General features: G+C 56.5%; 19 protein-coding genes and 1 tRNA gene. 15 read left to right on the top strand and 5 right to left on the bottom strand.

Going from position 1 to position 21,014, the window contains the following annotated elements; all coding sequences use genetic code 11:
* Positions 1-28 precede the first annotated feature (28 nt).
* A complete protein-coding gene (locus ABVF61_RS22260; RefSeq protein WP_353995719.1) occupies positions 29-850 on the top strand; it encodes an enoyl-CoA hydratase in 822 nt (273 codons plus the stop codon).
* Between the two features lie 73 nt (positions 851-923).
* Here the strand turns inward: ABVF61_RS22260 and ABVF61_RS22255 are convergent, their stop codons facing one another.
* The gene (locus ABVF61_RS22255) at positions 924-1,037 is read right to left on the bottom strand and encodes a BA14K family protein (protein ID WP_353996478.1); all 114 of its coding nucleotides are present in this window, start codon (positions 1,035-1,037) and stop codon (positions 924-926) included.
* Between the two features lie 87 nt (positions 1,038-1,124).
* Between ABVF61_RS22255 and ABVF61_RS22250 the strand changes: the two genes are divergently transcribed.
* On the top strand, positions 1,125-1,379 hold the full coding sequence (locus ABVF61_RS22250) for a hypothetical protein (protein WP_353996505.1): 255 nt from the start codon (positions 1,125-1,127) through the stop codon (positions 1,377-1,379).
* Between the two features lie 304 nt (positions 1,380-1,683).
* Positions 1,684-2,121: a hypothetical protein gene (locus ABVF61_RS22245; RefSeq protein WP_353995718.1), complete on the top strand. Its 438-nt coding sequence runs from the start codon at positions 1,684-1,686 to the stop codon at positions 2,119-2,121.
* A 130-nt stretch (positions 2,122-2,251) separates the two neighbouring features.
* On the opposite strand, the gene ABVF61_RS22240 is transcribed toward ABVF61_RS22245, so the two are convergent.
* Complete coding sequence (locus ABVF61_RS22240) at positions 2,252-2,797, bottom strand: peptidoglycan-binding domain-containing protein (protein ID WP_353995717.1); 546 nt, start codon at positions 2,795-2,797, stop codon at positions 2,252-2,254.
* A gap of 261 nt (positions 2,798-3,058) precedes the next feature.
* Between ABVF61_RS22240 and ABVF61_RS22235 the strand changes: the two genes are divergently transcribed.
* Positions 3,059-3,589 carry a CoA-binding protein gene (locus tag ABVF61_RS22235; RefSeq protein ID WP_353995716.1) on the top strand — a complete coding sequence of 177 codons (531 nt, stop codon included), beginning with the start codon at positions 3,059-3,061 and terminating at the stop codon, positions 3,587-3,589.
* Positions 3,590-3,737: 148 nt separating this feature from the next.
* A complete protein-coding gene (locus ABVF61_RS22230; RefSeq protein ID WP_353995715.1) occupies positions 3,738-5,018 on the top strand; it encodes an O-acetylhomoserine aminocarboxypropyltransferase in 1,281 nt (426 codons plus the stop codon).
* 48 nt (positions 5,019-5,066) lie between these two features.
* Here ABVF61_RS22230 and ABVF61_RS22225 read toward each other — a convergent pair whose 3' ends face one another.
* On the bottom strand, positions 5,067-6,086 hold the full coding sequence (locus ABVF61_RS22225) for a COX15/CtaA family protein (protein ID WP_353996477.1): 1,020 nt from the start codon (positions 6,084-6,086) through the stop codon (positions 5,067-5,069).
* Positions 6,087-6,310: 224 nt separating this feature from the next.
* On the opposite strand from ABVF61_RS22225, the gene ABVF61_RS22220 reads away from it, so the two are divergent.
* On the top strand, positions 6,311-6,526 hold the full coding sequence (locus ABVF61_RS22220) for a DUF2842 domain-containing protein (RefSeq protein ID WP_353995714.1): 216 nt from the start codon (positions 6,311-6,313) through the stop codon (positions 6,524-6,526).
* Here ABVF61_RS22220 and ABVF61_RS22215 read toward each other — a convergent pair.
* Positions 6,486-7,520 carry a polysaccharide deacetylase family protein gene (locus ABVF61_RS22215; RefSeq protein WP_353995713.1) on the bottom strand — a complete coding sequence of 345 codons (1,035 nt, stop codon included), beginning with the start codon at positions 7,518-7,520 and terminating at the stop codon, positions 6,486-6,488. The two genes, ABVF61_RS22220 and ABVF61_RS22215, sit on opposite strands and share 41 nt — an antisense overlap.
* Before the next feature lie 209 nt (positions 7,521-7,729).
* On the opposite strand from ABVF61_RS22215, the gene ABVF61_RS22210 reads away from it, so the two are divergent.
* Positions 7,730-8,938, top strand: coding sequence for a GNAT family N-acetyltransferase (locus tag ABVF61_RS22210; RefSeq protein WP_353995712.1), 1,209 nt, complete (start codon positions 7,730-7,732; stop codon positions 8,936-8,938).
* Between the two features lie 97 nt (positions 8,939-9,035).
* On the opposite strand, the gene ABVF61_RS22205 is transcribed toward ABVF61_RS22210, so the two are convergent.
* The gene (locus ABVF61_RS22205; protein ID WP_353995711.1) at positions 9,036-11,495 is read right to left on the bottom strand and encodes an exopolysaccharide transport family protein; all 2,460 of its coding nucleotides are present in this window, start codon (positions 11,493-11,495) and stop codon (positions 9,036-9,038) included.
* 196 nt (positions 11,496-11,691) lie between these two features.
* Between ABVF61_RS22205 and ABVF61_RS22200 the strand changes: the two genes are divergently transcribed.
* From ABVF61_RS22200 to ABVF61_RS22165, 8 genes are all read left to right on the top strand, one after another.
* Positions 11,692-12,249: a polysaccharide biosynthesis/export family protein gene (locus ABVF61_RS22200; RefSeq protein WP_353995710.1), complete on the top strand. Its 558-nt coding sequence runs from the start codon at positions 11,692-11,694 to the stop codon at positions 12,247-12,249.
* 105 nt (positions 12,250-12,354) lie between these two features.
* Positions 12,355-13,584 (top strand): glycosyltransferase, encoded by a 1,230-nt coding sequence (locus ABVF61_RS22195; protein ID WP_353995709.1) that lies wholly within the window; start codon positions 12,355-12,357, stop codon positions 13,582-13,584.
* Positions 13,584-15,188, top strand: coding sequence for an undecaprenyl-phosphate glucose phosphotransferase (locus tag ABVF61_RS22190; protein ID WP_353995708.1), 1,605 nt, complete (start codon positions 13,584-13,586; stop codon positions 15,186-15,188). The genes ABVF61_RS22195 and ABVF61_RS22190 overlap by 1 nt, the downstream gene beginning before the upstream one ends.
* Positions 15,185-16,492, top strand: coding sequence for an O-antigen ligase family protein (locus tag ABVF61_RS22185; protein WP_353995707.1), 1,308 nt, complete (start codon positions 15,185-15,187; stop codon positions 16,490-16,492). Before ABVF61_RS22190 ends, ABVF61_RS22185 begins: the two co-directional genes overlap by 4 nt.
* A gap of 26 nt (positions 16,493-16,518) precedes the next feature.
* Positions 16,519-16,595: transfer RNA gene (locus ABVF61_RS22180), tRNA-Pro, on the top strand.
* 146 nt (positions 16,596-16,741) lie between these two features.
* The gene (locus ABVF61_RS22175) at positions 16,742-18,610 is read left to right on the top strand and encodes an adenylate/guanylate cyclase domain-containing protein (RefSeq protein WP_353995706.1); all 1,869 of its coding nucleotides are present in this window, start codon (positions 16,742-16,744) and stop codon (positions 18,608-18,610) included.
* Between the two features lie 635 nt (positions 18,611-19,245).
* Positions 19,246-19,878: a hypothetical protein gene (locus ABVF61_RS22170; protein WP_353995705.1), complete on the top strand. Its 633-nt coding sequence runs from the start codon at positions 19,246-19,248 to the stop codon at positions 19,876-19,878.
* Between the two features lie 208 nt (positions 19,879-20,086).
* The gene (locus ABVF61_RS22165) at positions 20,087-20,941 is read left to right on the top strand and encodes a LysR family transcriptional regulator (RefSeq protein WP_353995704.1); all 855 of its coding nucleotides are present in this window, start codon (positions 20,087-20,089) and stop codon (positions 20,939-20,941) included.
* Positions 20,942-21,014: the final 73 nt, after the last annotated feature.

Here is a 21,014-nt window from a genome sequence, read left to right as displayed (position 1 = left end):
CAACGAGAGCCAGTCCAGGAAACGCCGCATGTCTGAAACCGCCGCAAACGATCATCTCGAAAAGCCAATGCTGGGAACGCTTCTGCACGAGGGCGTCTACCGCATCGTGATGCAGCGCCCGGAGCGAATGAATGCCCTGTCGACCGCTATGATGACGGCTTTATCAGACGAACTTGCCAAGGCAGCGCAAGATCCGGCAGTGCGTGTTGTTCTTCTTGGCGCTGAAGGCAAGGTGTTCTGCGCAGGCCATGATCTGAAAGAACTGACTTCAGCGCGAGCCGAGGAAGACGGAGGGAAAGCGACGTATGAGCGGATCATGCGCCAGTGCTCCGATCTCATGCAGCAGATTGTCCGCCTTCCAAAGCCCGTGATCGCCGTCGTGACGGGTGTTGCAACGGCAGCCGGCTGCCAGCTGGTTGCGTCCTGCGATCTCGCGATCGCCGTCGACACCGCTACGTTTTGCACGCCCGGCGTCAATATCGGACTGTTCTGCTCAACACCGATGGTTGCTCTATCGCGCAACGTCGCTCCGAAGCAGGCGATGGAAATGCTGCTGACAGGTGAGAGCATCGATGCGTCAACCGCAAAGGAATTCGGTCTCATCAACCGGATCGTACCGCGGGACTACCTGGATCAGGTTGTTCAGAAATATGCCGAGGTAATCGCCTCGAAATCCTCAAGGACCCTCAAGATCGGCAAGGAAGCCTTCTACCGGCAACTCGAAATGCCGCTTTCCGAAGCCTATGACTTCGCCGCGAAGACCATGGTCGACAACATGCTCGCCAACGATGCTGAAGAAGGGATTTCGGCCTTCCTGCAAAAGCGTAAGCCGGAGTGGACAGACAGCTGATCAAACAAGACCTGACTGAGTGCAAAAGAAAGGGGCCTTGATCGCCCCTCTCCTTTTGAAGCTATGATGCCGGTCAGCTGCAGAATTTTCGAGCACCGGAAAAAGCCAGGTATGTCCCGATCTTCGGGTCGAACGACTTGAACTTTGCTGCGCAGTAACGGTGCCATGCAGGCGTCCAAGGCTGCAATCGGGAGACGGATTTATGCGGCCTCTGATTGAAGAAGGCCCTTGAATTCTTGTGCTGTCTTGTATCCAGCCGGCGTTTGCCGAAGTCGTGGCGGCGGTAGAATTTGTCGAAGCGATCGAACCGGCTATGACGGCTGAAGTGCCTGTGTTTCCGGCTGCTGCCACGGTGCCGTTTGATTTTCTTATGTTTTTTGAAATTGGCCTTGTGAACCAGGTCTCCAGTCTGAGTGAGCTGATTGGTTTTCACGGCCCCAAGCTTGGGTCCGGTCAATGCGCCGGCTTCTGCAGAAAAACTTATTCCTGCTGCGACAAACAACGCTGCGGTAAAGGTGACTACTCTTGAAATCATGATTTTCCTCACGAAGATTTCGCTTTAGGTAACAACAGAGCAACTGAAGTCACTGCTGTACTTCACATGTTATTGCCGCTCATCAACAATTGGGATTGAGGACCAACCGCTTCAAATCACGTTCCCGAAACAAGACGTGAACCACTTTGAAAGATCCAGTAAACCGGGAGAAAATCCTCGAATTGACGCGCTCCCGCGTGAACCCTGCCATTGTGGTCCACAAAGGTGCCTTGAGCGCGAAAGGTCACGTCACACCAACCCTTTAGGGAGCCGAATTGTTCCAATACGGACAAATGTCATGAACCAGAGTGGATATTCGGGCCGCCCCCTGGCTGCAAAGCTCGGCCTGAAGCCGGGCATGACCTGCTGGCGGCTGAACATGCCGGACGAAATTTCCGGAATACTCGACGAACAGGTGCCCGAGTTGCGGGTCGGGCCCTCACCTGCTTCAGGGCTCGACTGCGCCCACCTGTTCATCACCGAAAAAGACGTTTTGGCAGAACAGCTCGGCGTTTTGCGTCGAAAGATTTCTCCTGACGGAATGATCTGGGTTTCCTGGCCCAAAAAATCCAGCAAGGTGCCGACGAGCGTGACGGAAGATGTAATACGCGAAGTCTGCCTTCCAATGGGGCTGGTTGATGTCAAGGTGTGCGCGGTCGATGCAGTTTGGTCCGGCCTCAAGCTCGTGATCAGAAAGGAACTTCGCTCCAAACAGGCACAGAAGTCAGCCGTCTAAACCAGCTTTCCCGCACCCGGTTCACTGTCGAACGATGCGCGCGGAAATCGACGAAACCCTCTATCGTCTTGTCGCCGGATCACTAACGAAATGACCCGGCGTACCATCGATCTTCCGAATGGCTCTCGGTTCAGTTCTCGATTGTGTAAAGGAAAGACTTGCCCTTGCCCTTCTGGCGCGTCACGTAGAGGCCGGCAGGCGTAACACGATAGACTTGGCAATCTGTGTTCTTGGAATGGGTCGTGAGTGTTCGGCACCAATATATATCTTGCCAATTCCACGTTCCTGCCAAAGCCTTCTTGCCGAAATTGCCCTCGAATGTTCCATCCGCTTTTATGATGACCCAGTTTCCGTCGAGGGTTAGTTTCTTCCCGATAACCTTTTCACGCAGTTCCGCTTCCGTATCCACCAAAGCAGCTTCATTTGCAGCCTTCAGTGTCTTGCACCATTCATCGGAATTGTCCGAAGACAGCTTGGCCGTTTCAAGCTGGTAGTCCTTTCCCATCTCGGCAGCTGCATTGTAGGTTTTTTTCCCGAGTGCACCGTCAACCGGGCCAGGTTTATAGCCCGCTGATTTAAGCTCGGATTGAACGCAAGCAACATCCGCCATCGCCACTGTCGATCCTGTGACAACAAACAGCACGGCAATGCCGATCTTCCCAATAAACTTCATCATGAAAATCTCCTTTGAAAACAACTCCGCCGCATCTCCTGGAGTTTACAACCGTCAAAGAACGTCTGATTGAACATCATTGTCGTGGAATGTGCATGGTCCGTATGGACTATGCGCGCGTTGATACTGCATCGCTGACGCACCGTATCCGGTGAAACCGCGTCAACACGTCCTCAAACCTGTGACCGGAAAGCGCACGCGAAACCCTTGCGCACTCGGCCTGTTTCGCATTGGATGGCGCATACGCGCTGAGGGCCATCAAATATGAATCACGACAATTATTCCGACACATACATCAAGGGCATTCTCGACGAGGTCAAAACCGTCGCGATGATCGGCGCAAGCGCCAACAATGTGCGTCCGTCCTATTTCGTTCTGAAGTATCTCTTGGCGAAAGGCTACGATGTCTGGCCAATCAATCCAGGCCAGGCCGGCAAGGAAATCCTCGGCCAGCACGTTTACGCTTCGCTGGACGATTTGCCGGATGTTCCCGACATGATCGACATATTCCGCAACTCGGCAGCCGCGGGTCAGATCGTTGACCAGATCCTTGAAAGCGGCAAACTGCCCAAGGTCATCTGGATGCAGTTGACCGTCCGGCACGACGAGGCCGCACAGCGTGCGGAAGCCGCTGGCATTAAGGTCGTGATGGACCGTTGTCCGAAGATCGAATACGGACGTCTTTCCGGTGAAATCGGCTGGGCCGGTGTCAACTCCAAGACACTTTCCTCAAAAAGGCCAAAACTCCAGGCCGGCTTTCAGCATCGGGGGCTGTCAGGCAAACGATCCGGTTGAGGGTTTGCGAGCTGGTCGCAAGCGCCAGACTTCGCCCTAAGCCTTTGACATCGATATTTTAACACCGTGCGTTAATTCGAAAAATCCTGCTTTGACCTGCCGTCTGCGTTCGGTCAAACTGGCCGAAATTCCAAAAGGGAGGTTGTTTATGAGCGATAATATTCCAGGGTTTTCCACGCTGGCCATTCATGCCGGTGCCGCGCCCGATCCGTCAACAGGCGCCCGCGCCACGCCGATTTACCAGACAACATCTTTCGTGTTCGATGATGTGGACCATGCCGCCTCGCTCTTTGGCCTCCAGGCCTTCGGCAATATCTATACGCGCATTACCAACCCGACCACCGCTGTACTGGAAGAACGGATCGCAGCCCTGGAAGGGGGAACCGCTGCCCTTGCAACCGCGTCCGGCCATTCCGCCCAGTTGCTTTGCTTTCATACCCTGATGAAGCCCGGCGATAACATCGTCGCGGCCAACAAGCTCTATGGCGGGTCGATCAATCAGCTGAACCATTCGTTCAAGAGCTTTGGCTGGGAGGTCAAATGGGCCGATCCGGATGACCTCAACACGTTTGAAGCTGCGATCGACGAGAACACCAAAGCGATCTTCATTGAGAGCCTTGCCAATCCGGGCGGGATTGTCATGGACATCGAGGCAATCTCGGCACTTGCCAAAGCCAAGGGTGTTCCGCTTGTCGTCGACAACACGATGGCCACTCCGTACCTCTGCCGTCCGATCGAGCATGGCGCCGACATTGTGCTTCACTCGCTGACAAAGTTCATGGGCGGACACGGCAATTCGATGGGTGGTGTCATCGTCGATGGCGGTAGTTTCGACTGGTCTGCCGGCGGACGTTATCCGTTGTTGTCGGAACCGCGTCCGGAGTATCAGGGCATTGTTCTACACGAGACCTTCGGCAATTTCGCGTTTGCCATTGCCTGCCGGGTGCTTGGCCTGCGCGACCTTGGCCCCGCGATCTCTCCCTTCAACGCTTTCATGATCCTCACGGGTATTGAGACGCTCCCGCTGCGCATGCAGCGACATTCGGACAACGCAAAGAAAGTTGCGCTCCACCTGTCAGGACACAGCAAGGTGAACTGGGTTTCCTATGCCGCGTTGCCGGAAGACCCGCATCATGCGCTTCAGCAAAAATACATGCCCAAGGGTGCTGGTGCCGTGTTCACGTTCGGTGTTGAAGGCGGCTATGACGCAGGTGTCGCGCTGGTGTCGAAGTGCGAGCTCTTTTCGCATCTCGCCAATATCGGCGACACGCGCAGCCTGATCATTCACCCGGCTTCGACAACGCACCGACAGCTGACCGACGAACAGAAAACGGCTGCTGGAGCCGGGCCGGACGTTGTACGGCTGTCCATCGGGCTTGAAGAAGTTGACGACATTATCGCGGATCTCGATCAGGCGCTGTCCGGCTGATTGAGCAGGCAGACAACACCAAATGCCCGCCGCCGGCGGGCATTTTTTTCAAGCAGACTTGATGGGATATGCGCCTTTCAGAAGCGCCAGATGGTCAACCGAAGCCGCGAGCACAAAAACGGCAAAACCCTGGTGAACCAGCGCTATCGACATTGGCACCTGCCAGATCAACGTCAAGATCCCGATGACCGCCTGCAACAGTATAAATGCGGCGACATGAGCGCTCGCCCGCCGTAATTCGCTTCGTTTGCTGACCCTGAATGTCGACAGCAGCAAGAACAGCCCGAGCACAATCAACAGATAGGCCGTCATGCGGTGCTGGAACTGCACGGTTAAAACATTTTCGAACAGATTGAGCCAGACCGGTTGCATCATCAGCAAACCGTCCGGAATGAACTGACCGTCCATCAACGGCCATGTGTTGAAGGTGAAACCGGCATTGAGACCGGCTACGAGACCGCCCAGAAACATCTGAAGGAAAACGAAACACAGGACCAGGGTACTGAACCCGGCCAGGCGTGCCTGCTCCTCGGGGAGCGGGTCGGCGAGAGGCGACAACCGTCGCGCTATCCAGAACAGGTATGCAAAGATTATCAGTGCGAGCGTCAAATGCGTGGCCAGCCGGTACTGGCTCACATCGACGCGGTCCACAAGACCAGAGGCGACCATCCACCAACCAACGGCCCCTTGCAAACCGCCAAGGGCAAGCCCGAGAAGAAGGCGCGGTTTCAGCCAGGGCTCAATACGTCCCGCCGCCCAAAAGACGACCATGGGCACGAAATAGGCAATGCCGATAAACCGGCCCAGTTGTCTGTGGCCCCACTCCCACCAAAAAATGAACTTAAATTCTTCAAGGCTCATGCCCTTGTTGATGAGCTGGTACTCCGGGATCTGGCGGTATTTCTCGAGTTCCTCTTCCCACTCTGCTTCGCTCAACGGTGGAATTACCCCGTGGATCGGTTTCCACTCTGTAATGGAAAGACCGGATTCGGTGAGCCGGGTCGCGCCTCCGACCACAACCATGGCTAGGATCAGGGCACAGACGCAGTAAAGCCACCAGCGGATCATCGCCCTGCTGCGTCTGGTCCGTTCCAGTTTCGCCGGCAGGATCTGGACCTCCCCTTTACCCGCGCCCTCAGCAAATGCGTTCATGAAGCCGTTCCGATTATTCCCCTGGGCCGAATTGACCTTTTGTGTGCGGAGATATAGGTGCAAGGCCATAACGGCAAGCGGTCTGAGACATTTTGCCGTCTTTCAGCACAGGCCCCAACTGGTTCAACGGATACCCAAAGATGGTTCCCTCGTTTCGCAAATTTGTCGGCATGGTGGTACTCGTCATTTTTGTCGTGGTTTACGCCTTCACCGCAATGGTTATCGGCGACATTACACTGCAAGACTCATCCAACCTGGCGCGTTTTGTCTATTTTGCCATTGCCGGCCTTCTTTGGGTCATCCCGGCGGGCGCAATCATCTGGTGGATGGAAAAAAGCGGGAAAAACCAGACCTGACGCCAAACCCGGACGCCGCCCACCGGGCAGCGCGGTAAAGAGCAAAGGGAGCGCCGGTCAGATACTGATCGACGATCGCCGGATCTTGAAACCTGCCATTCAGCGAAACGCGCGGCAGCATCATCGGATCGCGCGCATTCACGGACTGCAACACGCCCGGCAAAGTCGTTACAGAAGACGAAAATCCGATATCCCGCAGGATATCCGCATCGCGCAGGCTTACTGCATGAGACTTTCCATAGGGATAGGCGAAGTGTTTCGGGCGTCGTCCGAGCTCCTTTTCAAGGATTTTCATGCCCTTGGTCACGTCAGCGCGCGCCGATGAACTCTCGAGCCGCGCCAGTGCAAAATGATCGTGGGTGTGCGCACCGATCGTCACCAGCGGATCTGAAGCAAGCTCTCTCACCTCGTCCCAGCTCATCATCTGCTCGTCCGCCAGCTCGGCGAGATCGAGGCCATATTTCTCAGACAGCGCCCTGATGATCTTGCGTTGATCCAGCTCACCGATTTCCAGTGTCAGGTAATCAACGATCCGTTCAAAACACGCGCTTTTTTCCTCGGTCGTGCCACACGAAATGCCGTTTTCTTCGCCCGCCCGCGTAAAGACCACCGTGTCGTTTTGCGCAACGATCCGCTCAAGTGCCAGCCACCAGAGCTCACTTGTGCGCTCCACAAGGCCCGTCGCCACAAACACTGTGAAAGGTGCCTGCAATTCCTTCAAAATCGGATAGGCAATTTCCAGGTTATCCCGATACCCGTCATCGAAGGTCAGGACCGCGTATCTGTGATGGCCATAGCCGGATTTCAGCAGATCGACCGCCTCATCCAGGGAGATGATTTCGTAGCCATTTGCCCGGATGCGTTCGACTGCAAGACGCAGGAACTCTGGCGTGATTTCCAGATGAGCGTTTGGCTGAAAGGCGTCGGTGCGCGACATACGCACATGGTGCATCATGAACACCGCCCCGCACCCTTGGGTCAGCGGTGCGAGCATTCGGCCGATTCCGGTTCCTTTCAGGACCCTGAACGCACGAGAGACTGCTTTTTGACGTATGCCCATGTGGCCTTAATGCCTACTCATCAATTGTGCACCAGTAAGGCACGTATTCTTTAACAATTGTTGCTAAGTCTATCGCGACGTCAGCTTGCCAGCCAGCGCAACGCCGAGCTTTCGCCGATGTTCGTTTAAAATGGATTACCCCAATGTCACCGATTGCCGCGACCGTCTTGGAGACAGACTCAACCGAAAGTTCGGTGCGGAATGAGACATCGCTCGAATTGGCCGTTTTTTCAGACTTCCGCGACATTGAAATGGATTGGCGTCAGCTTGATGCCATCGGATACAGCAATCCCTATCAGTCGCCTGGATGGCTAACGGCGTGGAGCGAAACCATCGGTCGCAGCCACTCCCTTGAACCGGTAATCGTCGCCGGACGGCTTGATGGAAAATCCGTTCTCATTCTCCCGCTCGCCGTGCAGCACCAGTCGGGCGCAACGACTGTTTCCTTTCTTGGGCATGAAAACGGCAACCAGAATACGGGCATCTGGGACCGCCGGTTCTACGATAATGTCACTGCCCAGCAAATCCATGATTTCCTGACGCAGATCTGCCGAACGCTCGACGCCGATCTCCTGATCCTGCAAAATGTCCCGGAGATCTGGCAAGGCCGCCCACACCCACTGGTGCTGGATGAAGCTGAAACCAGTCCCAGCCCGATTTTTGTACGAGACCTCCCCTCCGACTTCGAAGTCCTCTTCAAGGAGACCCACAGCAAGTCGTCGCGCAAGAACCTCTCGCGCAAGCAGCGGAACCTGCAATCCGTCGAGGGTTACGCCGTTGTCAAAGCCGAAACGAAGCAGGATATCCGGCGCGGCTTTGATGCTTTTTTGGAACAGCGAGCGACACGCGCGCAGGAAGCTGGAATTCCGAACGTTTTTTCAACGCCTGTTGCCGCGCTATTCCTGGAGAAACTGATCGGGCTCGGTGACGAGGCCGAAGCTGCACCCGTCCTGGATCTCTGGTTCCTGGAGGTTGGCGGAAAAATCCGGTCAACCTATCTTTGCGCCCACCATAGCGAAACCATCTTCGCCTACAGCAACAGCATTGCGCATGACGAGTTTTTGCCGAACAGCCCTGGCCTTGTTCTGATCAAGGAGATCATCGAACGGGCCTGTGCGGCTGCGGATGTCAGCGTGCTGGATCTCGGTCTCGGCGAAGAACGTTACAAGACCTCATGGGCGGAACCGGTTGTTCTGAAAGACAGCCTTGTAGCTGCGTCCTTCATGGGAAGATGCCAGAAGAACATTGCTGTACTTCGCCTCAACGCAAAGTCTGCAATCCGCAATTCCAACGTTCTGTGGCCGCTTGTTCGCCGCATGCGCAAATGGACATCAGGGCTGGACAGCCGCTGACAGAGCAGATTGATTTCCGGACAGTTTGATGGCCACCGCCGGTCTTCTGGACCAGCGGCGCCATAACGATCAACAAAGACATTGGCATTGACACTGCTTACGCAGCGTGGCCGTCTCCGTTGCGACGGGGATCCGGGCTGGTTTCGCCTGCGATCAGCACTTCCACACGTGCACCGGTGTTGTGGGCCAACAGGTTGGCTGCACTTTGGAGTTCGTGGCTGTGATCAGGGGCGCTTGCAGCGATGAACACTCTGTCGGCAAAACTCAGCATGCGGGCGCTTGCAAGCGATCCGTCGATCGCACCCAGGTCCACCACAACAGCTTCGTAAGTCGTGCGGATGGCGTCCAGGGCGAGTTTGAAGCGTTCCGATTTGACCATGTCATCAGTGATCGCATACCGGCCAGCTTCGATGATGTGCGCCTTTGACACCGCATCCCTGTAGACGACCTTGGCAAAAGGCATGCGTCCCGACACAACGTCGGAAAATCCTTCCGCCCCCCGTTCATTCGCCTGGTCGGGAAAGACCTCAACAACCAGCGAGGACTTGCCGTTTTTGGAGGCCTTGCGTGCGAGTTCGAAAGCCAATTCGTGCGACAAGGCTTCGTCGTCGACACTCAGGACAACAATGCGCCCTTTTACGTCGATATCCTTGGAGAAGGTCGCTTTCTGGTTCTTCTTCCATGGAACCTGCGGTACCTTCTCACCCAAAGGCTGCGGTTCTGATGAGGGGGGGCTCACTCGTTCCTCTTCGCGAGCAGTTGCCGGGACATCCTCGCTTCCGCGCAGGCCGCCAAGCCAATCCGGAGCAACGTCCTTGTCATAGTCTCTATAGACATCGTCCAGTGACCGGCGCTTGGTTTCCCTTTGCGGTTCCGACATGTCCCGAACTTCGTCAATGTCAGGCACCGGGCTGGATGCAAATTGGTCTGCACCCTCCGGATGCGCAGGTATTGGCCGGTCTTTCAGGTCAGCACCGAATGCGTAGTTTGCAGAGGCCAGGCCGTAACCCTGATGCCAGCCGAGAGGCTCTCTTGTGCTGATGCTGCCAGCCGGGGTCGGTGCGGTTTGCGGGAAATCGGGATTTGGCATGCCCGGGTTTCCAGCGCGCTTGTTGCGCGTCCCGGCAACCTGAGGCGCTCTGGCTGTTCCGGCATTATAAAGCGCCTCACCGGAGAGGAACGCTTTCATAATGACGAAGGCACATCCCAAAATGAAAGTCACGAGTGCTGCAATTATCGTGCTTGGAATGATCTTCGGCGCATAGGGTTCGACGGGCACGCTTGCCCTTGAGATAATGCGCGCATCCGCCGGCAGGACCTGCGCGCGCAGGCGCGAATCGGCCTCTTGAAAGCTGAGCATGAGTTGATCGAGCTGGGCAGCTTTCGCATTGGCCTCGCGCTCAAGTTCATTCAGCCGAGCCTGGTCAGCGTTGGATCTGGCCGCCGCAACTTTCAACTCTTCAAGACGGGCTTCCAGGGCAAGAGCCTGCTGGTTGGCGACCTTGGCGTCGCTCTCGAGCCCCTGCAGGATTTTGCCGGCTTCCGACCGGATCTGCCGGTTGTAGTCGTTCAGCTGGGACTGCAGCGATCTCAGTTGCGGATGGTTCGGCAACAGTGTGATCGACAGTTCCGCGATGTTCGACTGAATTTCGACCTGACGTTCCCGCAGTCTCTGGATCAGCGTTGAATTGAGTACATCGCTCGCCGTTTCCAAAGATCCACCGGAATTGAGCAGTTCCCGCAAGAGGTCCGCCTTGGCTTGAGCCTCCGCTTTGGACGCTTGCGCAGCCGAGTAATCGCTGCTCGTCTCTGCAAGCTGCTGCTGGTTCAAGGGGATGTTGTCCGCGCCGATCAGAAGGTCCGCACGTGCACGGAAATCGGCGACTGCCTGTCGAGCAGCCTGCACTTCCTTGCGCAATTCCACAATCTGCGGCTCAAGCGCTGCAGATGCCAGTTCGGTGGTCTGCCTTTTGGCGCTCGATTGTAGCGCAAGATATTCGTCAACAATCGTGTTGGCGACCTTTGCGGCCAAGACGGGATTTTGAGCGGAATAATCAACTGCAATCACCCTGGAGCCTTCCAGGCGATATATGTCCAGGTTCTCGTAAAAGTGTTTGAGAACCCGCTCTTCCTCGCTGTTGCCGGCCGTGTCGCTTTTTAGGCCCACATATGTAAGCAGGTCTCCAATCAGCGAACCATCGCCCTTGGCATCGAACTCAGGGATCGCTGCAAGATTGAGTTTGTTGGCAACACGGCGCGCGAGATCCGCAGACATCAGCAGCTGCACCTGGCTGGCAACGCCCTCTGCGTCCAAAAGCGCCCTTTCTTCTTCGATGCCACGGGAAGCGCCCGGGAACTTGTTGTCCGTGCTCTCGATCAGGACCCGGGCTTCGCCCATATATTTCGGGGCAACAAACTGGAGACCCAGAAACACGGAGGCAGCAACGATCAGCGTGAGCGGCAACAGCCAGCCAAGCGAGCGCCCAATGGCACGGAGCAACCCTCCAAGGTCCAGCGCCATGTCGTCATCGGGATAGGTCTGCCGCTCAGCGTTCATTGCGTTTTGTCTCCACGTTCCGGCAAACTATGTCGAATTAGGGTAAGCGATCGGTTAAGCAATCTGCAAATGGGCGTTTGTCCCCGTTAATAATTGCCTTTAGAGCCGCGACGTTCCTTTTTCAGCCCGAAAACGCTCTTCACCCTCAATTAACCATAACACGCGATGCTGTTACGGAATTGTAGGAGAGTCGTTGATGCGAACGAAAGCGCTTCTGGTCCTGGGTCTTTGCCTGGGCCTTGCTGCGTGCAGCGGGTACAGACAGCCACCGACCGCGTTTCATGAAACGCTGACCCAGCCTTACCGCTTGGATTCAAGCGACCGGCTGCGCATCATCGTGTTCGGTCAGGAAGACCTCTCAAACACCTATGTTGTTGATCAGGCAGGGTATATCTCCTTTCCGCTCATCGGCAGCGTTGCCGCAAGAGGCCAAACCCAACAAGGTCTCGCCTCCGAGATTGCCGCCAAATTGCGGCAAGGATATATCCGCAATCCCGACGTCTCAGTCGAAGTGGACACCTACAGACCCATCTTTATCATGGGTGAAGTGCAAGATGCAGGCCAGTACAACTACGTTGCGGGCATGACCGTTCAGAATGCCATCGCAACAGCAGGTGGCTTCAGCACCCGGGCCCAGCAGACCAATGTCGACATCACCCGTCAGATTAATGGTGAAATTCTAAACGGTCGTGTTCCCATTTCGGACCCGGTGCGTCCGGGTGATACGATTTACGTTCGGGAACGCTACTTCTAATCCTCCGTAAATTAACTGGGGACTCATCTCCCTTTGCTAGTGTGCAGCCCTAGTGCTCCACGGGTTCAAAAAGAAACCCGGGGGTAAAAACAGGGAAACTGCACCATGACAACGACCCCAATGCGGATCGTGCATTGTGTCCGGTCGCCTATTGGCGGAATTTTCCGTCATATCCGCGACCTTGCGACTGCGCAGACGGAAGCAGGACATGATGTCGGCGTGATCTGCGACAGCAGTACGGGCAGCACATTCGACAACAGGCTTGTGGAGGAGCTCAAATCCACGCTTTCTCTCGGCCTGGAACGCTTTCCAATGCAGCGTCAGCTGACTTTTCAGGATCTGTCCGCGACGCATTCTCTCTATAAACACGTGAGGGACCTGCGCCCCGATATCTTGCACGGGCATGGTGCAAAAGGCGGTGCATACGCGCGTCTTATCGGATCAGTGCTGAGGTTGCGCGGCAACAGGACCGCGCGGGTCTATTGTCCTCACGGGGGCAGCCTGCATTACGATCCCAACCGGTTCGAAGGACGTGTCTACCACACGCTGGAGCGTATCTTGGGGCGTTTGACCGACGGCATCGTCTTTGTTTCCGACTATGAAGCGGCCGCCTATGAGAGCAAGGTCGGCCGCCCAAGCGCAAAGACGCGGATGGTCTATAACGGCTTGACCCCGAGCGAGTTCAAGCCCGTCGAAGTCGGCCCGGATGCAGATGACTTTCTTTACATCGGCATGCTCCGCGACCTGAAGGGAACGGATCTCTTCATTGAGGCACTTTACAATATCCGCCTAAAGACCGGCGAAGCGCCAAGCGCGCATATCGTGGGTGAAGGCCCGGACGAGGAAAAGTACCGCCGCATGGTCGGCATGCTTGGCCTGGACAAAGCCGTGACCTTTCATGGCGCCCTGCCCGCACCTGAGGCCTTCCATCTTGCCAAAACGATTGTCGTGCCGTCCCGCGCTGAGGCAATGCCCTACATCGTTCTGGAAACCGTGGCAGCTCAGCGTCCGCTCATTGCAACACGTGTCGGCGGCATCCCGGAGATATTCGGCAGATATGCCGACCGCCTGATCGAACCGGGGCATATCGGCAAGCTGACAGTCGCAATGGAAAACGCACTGATCGATCCGGGCAAAATGACTGCGGATGCCAGAGAGTTGGGCAGCTGCCTGGCGGAGACTTTCTCCGTCGAGCTCATGAGCGATCGCATTACGACACTCTATCAGGAGCTGAAAGGCCTCAAGACGGCGGAAACATCCGCTGCCGGTGCAACGGCTGCGACCGGAGGTCTTTCGCGAAACCAGTCCGTATACGCCAGATCGAGCAACCGATAATGAGCAACCCCGCGTTCAAACCCACCGAGATTGTCGGCCCCGCTCCGGAAGACAAGACAGGCGTGGACCTGCGACAGAATATGGAAAAACAGTTCCGGCACAGTGTTAACGACGCTATCGGCCCGCAGAATTTCCATACGTTGTCACAGGCCGGCAACGGCCTTTCCGCCGGGGCGGTTCAGATTGCACAAAGTCTTGGCGGAAAGGGTGTTTCCGTTCCTGTCCTGACCGGTTTGGTGCGTCTGACCGATATCCTGCTGATCGTCATCGCTGCTGCGGCCGCCATGGCCGGAGGTGCAGAGAGCGTTGCGAGCTGGTCTCATGGCCTGGTCACGGGTGCAGCCGTTCTCTTCACCCTCGCCTTTTTCCAGGCCGCGGACGTTTATCAGGTCACGGTCATGCGCCAGGGCCTGTCGCAATTGGGGCGCGTGGCGGCCGGCTGGACCCTTGTCTTCGCAATGCTTGCACTCCTGCGCTCAACGACCGGGATCGGGTCGGGCCTGTCGGATACCTGGATCGGCGCGTGGTTCGCGCTTGGACTTGCCGGATTTTGCCTGTCCCGCTTTGTCGTCTATTCGCTCGTCAGACACTGGATGAACAGCGGACGCCTGGAACGGCGTGCCATTATCGTCGGCGGTGGCACTGCGGCAGCGGAGCTGATCCACGAACTGGAAGCGCAACCGGACAACGACATCCGCATCTGCGGCATATTCGATGACCGGAACAACGACCGCTCGCCGCCCGTTGTGGCAGGGTACCCGAAGCTGGGCAATATCAGCGATCTGGTGGAGTTCGCCCGGCTGGCCCGTATCGACATGCTGATCGTCTGCATTCCGCTGCGCGCCGAGCAAAGGGTTCTGGAGCTTTTGAAGAAGCTCTGGATCCTGCCGGTCGACATCCGTCTTTCCGCGCACACCGACAAGGTCAGGTTCCGCAACCGCGGCGCGTCGTTTATCGGAACCGTTCCTTTTGTCGATGTCGTTGAGAAGCCGATCGCGAACTGGGACATGGTTGGCAAGCGCATCTTCGACCTGATATTCGCCTCTCTGGCGATCGTGACCCTTTTCCCTCTGATGATTGCAGCTGCGATCGCAATCAAACTCGACAGCAAGGGACCGGTTCTGTTCCGCCAGAAGCGCTATGGCTTCAACAACGAGATCATCGATGTCCTGAAATTCCGGTCCATGTACACGGAAATGGCGGATCCGGATGCAAAGCAGGTCGTGACGAAGGGCGACCCGCGGGTGACACGGGTCGGGCGCTTTATCCGAAAGACATCCATCGACGAGTTGCCGCAACTCTTCAACGTGCTCGCCGGCAGCCTGTCGCTGGTCGGACCGCGTCCGCATGCCGTCAACGCCCACACGGACAACACGACCTGGGATGACGTCGTCGACGGGTATTTTGCGCGTCACAAGGTCAAGCCGGGCGTTACCGGCTGGGCGCAGATCAACGGCTGGCGCGGTGAAGTGGACACGCAGGAAAAAATCCAGAAACGTGTTGAGTGCGACGTCTACTACATTGAGAACTGGTCCATCCTGCTCGACCTGAAAATCCTGCTCTTGACGCCGTTTCGTCTGCTCAATACGGAGAACGCCTATTGAGTGTCGCGGGCGGACATTTTGGCGATGCCCGCCTGCATGCGCCAATCGGCCTGCCGGTCAAGAGCCTTGGCAACGGCGCACTTTGGCTCGCTGCCTTTCTGTCCGGATTCGTGATTGAGGAACCGGCACCCTACGAACTCTACATGGTGCTGCTGTCTGTGGTCTGGCTCGCTTGCGGTCTCAAACTGCGCCGGGAGTTCGGGCCGCTTGTCATTTGCCTCATTCTCTACATCACCGGCGGGATTGCCTCGATCCCCATCGCCAAGGACATCGGCGATGCCTCCATGTATATGGCCGTGTCGGGGTTCCTTGCGATCACCGCTATCTTCTATGCGGCCATCCTCGCCGACGACCCCGGCCGCTTTCGCATCATTCAAAACGGTTACACGATCAGCGCCGTGGTGGTTTCGGCAATCGGTATCGCCGGCTACTTCAACCTGTTTCCGGGAGCCGAATATTTCACGCTCTATGACCGCGCGCGCGGAACATTCCAGGATCCAAACGTCTTCGGGCCTTTTCTGGTCCTGCCGACACTGCTGATCATCCGTAAACTGCTCAGTGACTCCGTCTTTCGGAATTTCATTCTGCTGGTGCCGCTCACCATCCTGCTGCTCGGCATTTTCCTGAGTTTTTCCAGGGGCGCCTGGGGCGTGCTTTTTGCCGGCGTGCTTGTTGTCTATTTCCTTGCGCTGGTCACAGAACAACGCAATCGACGCCGCATGAGGCTGATCATGCTCGGAATAACCGGCGTGCTGGCCGTGTTCGCCCTGTTGGCAGCCGCGCTCTCAATCGACACGGTCGCGGATATGTTCGAGCAGCGTGCGCGTCTGGTTCAGGACTACGACAGCTCCCGTCTCGGCCGTTTTGCACGTTACGCCCTCGGATTTCAGCTGGTGATGGAACACCCGCTCGGCCTCGGACCGCTCGGTTTTCGAAATTACTTTCCGGAAGACACCCACAACGTCTACCTGAAGGGCTTCACCACCTACGGCTGGCTTGGCGGGGCAACCTACATTGCACTGGCAATCTGGACGCTTGCCGCCATGGTGCCTCTCCTCTTCAAGCCTCGTCCCTGGACCGGCTTTCTTCAATGTGTCTTTGCCGTCTTTGTGGCGCATCTGATCCTGTCGGTGGTCATCGACACTGACCGCTGGCGGCACATGTACATGCTCTACGGGCTTGCCTGGGGCATGATCGCGACGGACAGGCTCGAACGACGGCGGCGCCTTGTCTCCGAAGGCCATCAAAAGACGGATGGCTGGGTAAACCCGGCTCCGGGCGCAACAAGCCGCTTGCGCTCTTAATGTGAACAAGTTAGGTAGGAGCCGTTCGGGCAGTAGCGCAGCCTGGTAGCGCACTTCACTGGGGGTGAAGGGGTCGTCGGTTCAAATCCGGCCTGCCCGACCAATCATTTCAGCAGCAACAAGTAAAAATCTCCTGTTGCTAGAAAGGCTGAACACCCCTGCCCGCTCTTGCAAAGGCCCAGTCAGGCCAATAGCTTCGAAACTAAGCGCCGAAAACAGGCGCTCGTCGTGGGGCGACGAATGGGGCTGATGAAACCACTTTCCAGACTTTCCATAACCGTCAGCCTGTTCACGGTGACCTTGAGCGTTGCGCTGGCACTCGCGGCAACGATCATTTCCTATACCCACTATGCCAACCGGGAGACGGCCCTGACGGCGGGGCGCGAGCTGATGGAACGGTCCGCCGAAGTCGTGCGGCTCCAGACCGCCTCCCTGATCGAACCGATCAACGCCATCGCGCGATATTCAGGTGACTGGCTCGACGTCAACGTCGATCCGAAGGCAAGCGGCCACCCGGCGCGCAAACGGCTGATCTCGTTTCTTTCCGCCGTGCCGCAAATCGCCAATATCTATATCGGCTACGACGACGGCAGCAACTATCTGGTCGGTGCCACGCGCACCCTGCCCGAAGCACGCCTTGAAGAAATGCGCGCACCGGAGGGAACGGTTTATCGCGAGCAGATCATCTTGAGGGGTGACCGGTCACGTCCGGTGCAGATCGACCGCTTTCTGGACGAGAACAGTGTCACGCTTCATACAAACTCGAACGAAGACGAGATCTCGTACGATCCGCGAGAGCGGCCCTGGTACAAGCAGGCCATCGACAGTCCTTTTGTGGAGCGCACGGACGTCTACCTGTTCACAGGCTCGAAAAGACCGGGTCTGACAGTCAGCAAAAGACATCCGCGCGGTGTCGTCGGCGTCGACATTACACTCTCGGACCTCAGTTCGTTTCTGGATTCAGAACCTCAAGCGAAGTCTGGCGTGCTGGCCATCATCAGTCATGAGGGCACGCTCCTCGCACATTCCTCGCTTAAGGACAGTCCTGATGGCGATGACAGATACGCTGCCCTTGCGGCGCTTCAGGATCAAATTCGCAACCGGGATCGTGATACGATCAAGACCGTCGAGGTAAGCGGCCACCCCTGGATGACGCACATATCCGCGATCGGGCTTGGGGCCGGCGAGCGCGAAAATCTGGCAATTGCCCTGCCTTCACGCGAAGTGATCGGTGAAATCACCAAGGCCTCCCAAAGAACGATCCTCGTGTCCGCCCTCATCGCGCTGTGCAGCATCCCCGTTATCTGGCTTGTTTCGCGCTCCTTGTCGCGCCCGCTCAAGACTTTGGCGAAAGGCACGCGACGCATCCGGAATTTTGAGCTCGACAAGCCGTTTGCGCGTTCCTCCGTCGTCAACGAGGTTTTCCAGCTCGAAACCGCTCTGGACCAGATGCGCACATCGCTCCTGACGTTTGGCAGATATGTGCCGAAGGCCCTTGTCCAGCAGATGATCAAGCGGCAGGAAATACCCGAACCCGGCGGCGAGAAACGGGACGTTACGGTTCTCTTCATGGACATTGAGAACTTCACCGCCATGTCGTCCAAGCTTCCGCCGGAAGAAGTCATGAACCGGATGTCGCGGTATTTCGAAGTCGTCACGCAAACGCTTCTGGAGCACGATGCAACGATCGATAAGTTTATTGGCGACGCGGTCATGGCGTTCTGGAACGCGCCGAACCTGGTGGAAGATCATCCGGTGAAAGCCTGCCGCGCTGCGCTTGCCGTGATCGAAGCCTGCAAGGCCGAAACGGATTCCTGGTCAGACGAGGACATTCTGCCACTGCGCACCCGGATCGGCCTTCATGCCGGCGAGGCCATCGTCGGTAATGTGGGCAGTTCGGACCGCCTCAACTACACGGCTCTTGGAGACACGGTCAATTTTGCCTCCAGGCTTGAAGGGCTCAACCGCGAAAAGAAAACCAGCATTCTGGTCAGCGCTGAATTGGCGACCCGTGTTGAAGGCCGTATCAGGGTCCGTTCGGCGGGAGAAGCCAGCATCAAGGGGTATGAGGACGCCATAGAAGTTTTCGAACTTTTGCCGGAAGACTCGAGTGCCTAAACCTGGAACTGGCGCTTCTTTTGTGTTCTATGGGCCTCCGCCCGGCGCTGCCGCAACGAGGAAGAATTGCTGCCCCTGCAAGTGAACACGCGGGTCGCGCAGAAGAGGTCAGTTGACCCTTCGCGGCGCGGCGTTCAAGCGCACTCGATCTGTGAAGATTTGCAGACAGGTTTTCGCTGGTTTCCCTTTGAAAAACGACTTTGGCCAACGGTTTTACTGCGCTTTTTCGGGTTGAGGTTACTTGCGACTCACCAGTCCGCCTTGACCTAAAAAATCTCGCTCCGCGTCTCGAAACCGAGCGGGTCTTTGGCGGCTGAACAAACCAGAGCCTGCACGCGATGCTTCCTGCAATTGTTTCAATTGTATCAAAACAAGCTACGCACCTTTTACAATTGAAACAAAGCGCGAAAACCGCGTGAAACAATCCTCATTCACATTTCGAGTGTCGGCAACAAGGCCAGCGATCAAACCTCCGCAGGTGGGCAACTGATATTTCACTGACCCTAAATGCATGAGTACCGTCGCGTTATCGGTGCATGCTCAAGCCTGCCCAGGTTCTGTGATTGGCATTGTCGCATAGGGACGGCCGCGTGACTGGATCAAAGTCAAGATACGATTCTTTGATAGGTGATGAGATGAAAATTTTTTCAGAAATACGGATAGTAATTTTCACAACATTTTTTCTTTTCGTTCTTGGTGTCTCTGGTCACGCGGCCACCCTCAACATTGAAATGGGTATTTTGACCGGTGCCACCGGCGTTGATGTCAACGGGACTCTCTACGACGTGGAGTTCTTTGAAGGCAGTTGTGCAGACGCAGCGGCTGGCTGTGATGAACTCTCCGATTTTCTGTTTGCCGGAGATGAGGTTACATCTCTTGCCGCGAGTGCGGCGCTTCGCGATCAGGTGCTGACAGACAGCGTGCTGGGTGACTTTGATTCGTTCCCTAACCTGGTCAGAGGATGCGGATTGGAGCAATCCTGCGCGGTCAGGACACCGTTTGATTTAGATGGTCTCACCGTTGTTGCGTCGCTGTTCAACAACCTCTCAGCTGCCAGCATGATACCAGAGGCGCTCACCACAAGTACGTCGGGGATCAATTTTGCCAGCGACGGCACAACATGGGCAATTTTCTCCGAGACCTCGGACATCAAACCCGTGCCATTGCCAGCAGCCGCACCCCTTCTGCTGATGGGTGTATCCGGCCTCGCCTTTGCGGCACGGCGCAGGCGCAAGTCCAGATCATTCAACCGACCCCATCAAGGCTAAAGAGAACAATTGTCTCTTTCGTTTGAGAGGCGCTCACCTAATCGATCCGGATTGTCGGATCACCAAGCTGGGTGAGGCCATTCAAATGGAACCCGGAAAAACAATGAGTGGATCGAAAGATACGTGCCACATGCGCTTCTGAAGCTACGGTCCGCTCGAACCAGACAGAAACACAGGCGAAGCAATACTTCTGCATAGAGGCGTCGAAATGGATTTGAACTGGGATGATATTCGTATTCTGCTCGCTCTGGTGCGCGCCGGTTCTTTGAAGCGTGCCTCGCAAGTTCTGGAAATCGATCAATCCACCGTAGGGCGCAGATTGACGTCACTGGAACGGTCACTCGGCACCACTCTTTTCCTGCGCTCAAAGTCTGGCATATTGCCAACAGAGACCGGCCAGAAAATCATCGCGGATGCGTTGGAAATCGAGCGACGGACTGACCGGATCATCCAAGCCGCTTCCTCAGAAGGCAATGAACCGATCGGTGAAATCTGTATCCTTGGCGAGCAATGGATCTTGCAGTTTCTGGCAGCTCACTTTCTTCCCTCGCTCGTGGCTTCCTATCCCAAACTGACGGTCCGGCTGGTTTCCAAACCCGAGGGCATTTCCTCCAGGACCGCAGCAACGGTTTCTCTCTGGTTCGAGGACCCGCCTCAAGTTGGGGAGTTCGCTATCAAGCTGGTTGAGGTTCCCTTTGCTCTCTATGTCAAGCAAGGCATAAACGAACGCGACACAGAATGGGTTGCGGCGCGCGACATCAACACGACCCGTAAGGCACCAAGTGTGCTAACGGACAAGTTGAGAGAGCGAGATGAGCCGGTGCGCATCCTCGCAGACGACCTGGGAATGGTTGAAGCCTGCATTCAAAGAGGGCTTGGCAAGGGCGTTCTTCCTGTGTGCCTGGGCAAACAGAACAGTGAGCTTGAAAGGGCCGGCGGTAAAGAAGCCGAGGTTTCGCGTCAGCTGCATCTGCACGCGCATCCGGACACCGTCCAGTCCCATCGGGTCCAAACGATTATCCGCCGCTTGCGCGAAGATGCCAGCGCACTTTTTGCCGCTTGAGCTCAGTGGTTTCTCTCGGCTCAGACGGCACCAAGCCTCGTGGCTGCGGTGTTTTCCGTCGGGGTTCCGGCCT

The sequence above is a fragment of the Roseibium sp. HPY-6 genome (assembly GCF_040530035.1).
Classification (GTDB): domain Bacteria; phylum Pseudomonadota; class Alphaproteobacteria; order Rhizobiales; family Stappiaceae; genus Roseibium.
Note: the sequence above shows the minus strand (reverse complement) of the source record. Positions and strands in the feature narration are given on the sequence as shown.

Bases quoted from the DNA above. Each gene is read 5' to 3' on its own strand.
- ABVF61_RS22225 (WP_353996477.1), bottom strand. From the start codon at position 6,086: ATGATCCGCTGGTGGCTTTACTGCGTCTGTGCCCTGATCCTAGCCATG.
- ABVF61_RS22200 (WP_353995710.1), top strand. From the start codon at position 11,692: ATGCGAACGAAAGCGCTTCTGGTCCTGGGTCTTTGCCTGGGCCTTGCT.
- ABVF61_RS22210 (WP_353995712.1), top strand. From the start codon at position 7,730: ATGTCACCGATTGCCGCGACCGTCTTGGAGACAGACTCAACCGAAAGT.
- ABVF61_RS22195 (WP_353995709.1), top strand. From the start codon at position 12,355: ATGACAACGACCCCAATGCGGATCGTGCATTGTGTCCGGTCGCCTATT.
- ABVF61_RS22205 (WP_353995711.1), bottom strand. From the start codon at position 11,495: ATGAACGCTGAGCGGCAGACCTATCCCGATGACGACATGGCGCTGGAC.
- ABVF61_RS22240 (WP_353995717.1), bottom strand. From the start codon at position 2,797: ATGATGAAGTTTATTGGGAAGATCGGCATTGCCGTGCTGTTTGTTGTC.
- ABVF61_RS22220 (WP_353995714.1), top strand. From the start codon at position 6,311: ATGGTTCCCTCGTTTCGCAAATTTGTCGGCATGGTGGTACTCGTCATT.
- ABVF61_RS22235 (WP_353995716.1), top strand. From the start codon at position 3,059: ATGAATCACGACAATTATTCCGACACATACATCAAGGGCATTCTCGAC.
- ABVF61_RS22190 (WP_353995708.1), top strand. From the start codon at position 13,584: ATGAGCAACCCCGCGTTCAAACCCACCGAGATTGTCGGCCCCGCTCCG.
- ABVF61_RS22175 (WP_353995706.1), top strand. From the start codon at position 16,742: ATGAAACCACTTTCCAGACTTTCCATAACCGTCAGCCTGTTCACGGTG.
- ABVF61_RS22215 (WP_353995713.1), bottom strand. From the start codon at position 7,520: ATGCTCGCACCGCTGACCCAAGGGTGCGGGGCGGTGTTCATGATGCAC.
- ABVF61_RS22245 (WP_353995718.1), top strand. From the start codon at position 1,684: ATGAACCAGAGTGGATATTCGGGCCGCCCCCTGGCTGCAAAGCTCGGC.
- ABVF61_RS22230 (WP_353995715.1), top strand. From the start codon at position 3,738: ATGAGCGATAATATTCCAGGGTTTTCCACGCTGGCCATTCATGCCGGT.
- ABVF61_RS22170 (WP_353995705.1), top strand. From the start codon at position 19,246: ATGAAAATTTTTTCAGAAATACGGATAGTAATTTTCACAACATTTTTT.
- ABVF61_RS22165 (WP_353995704.1), top strand. From the start codon at position 20,087: ATGGATTTGAACTGGGATGATATTCGTATTCTGCTCGCTCTGGTGCGC.
- ABVF61_RS22260 (WP_353995719.1), top strand. From the start codon at position 29: ATGTCTGAAACCGCCGCAAACGATCATCTCGAAAAGCCAATGCTGGGA.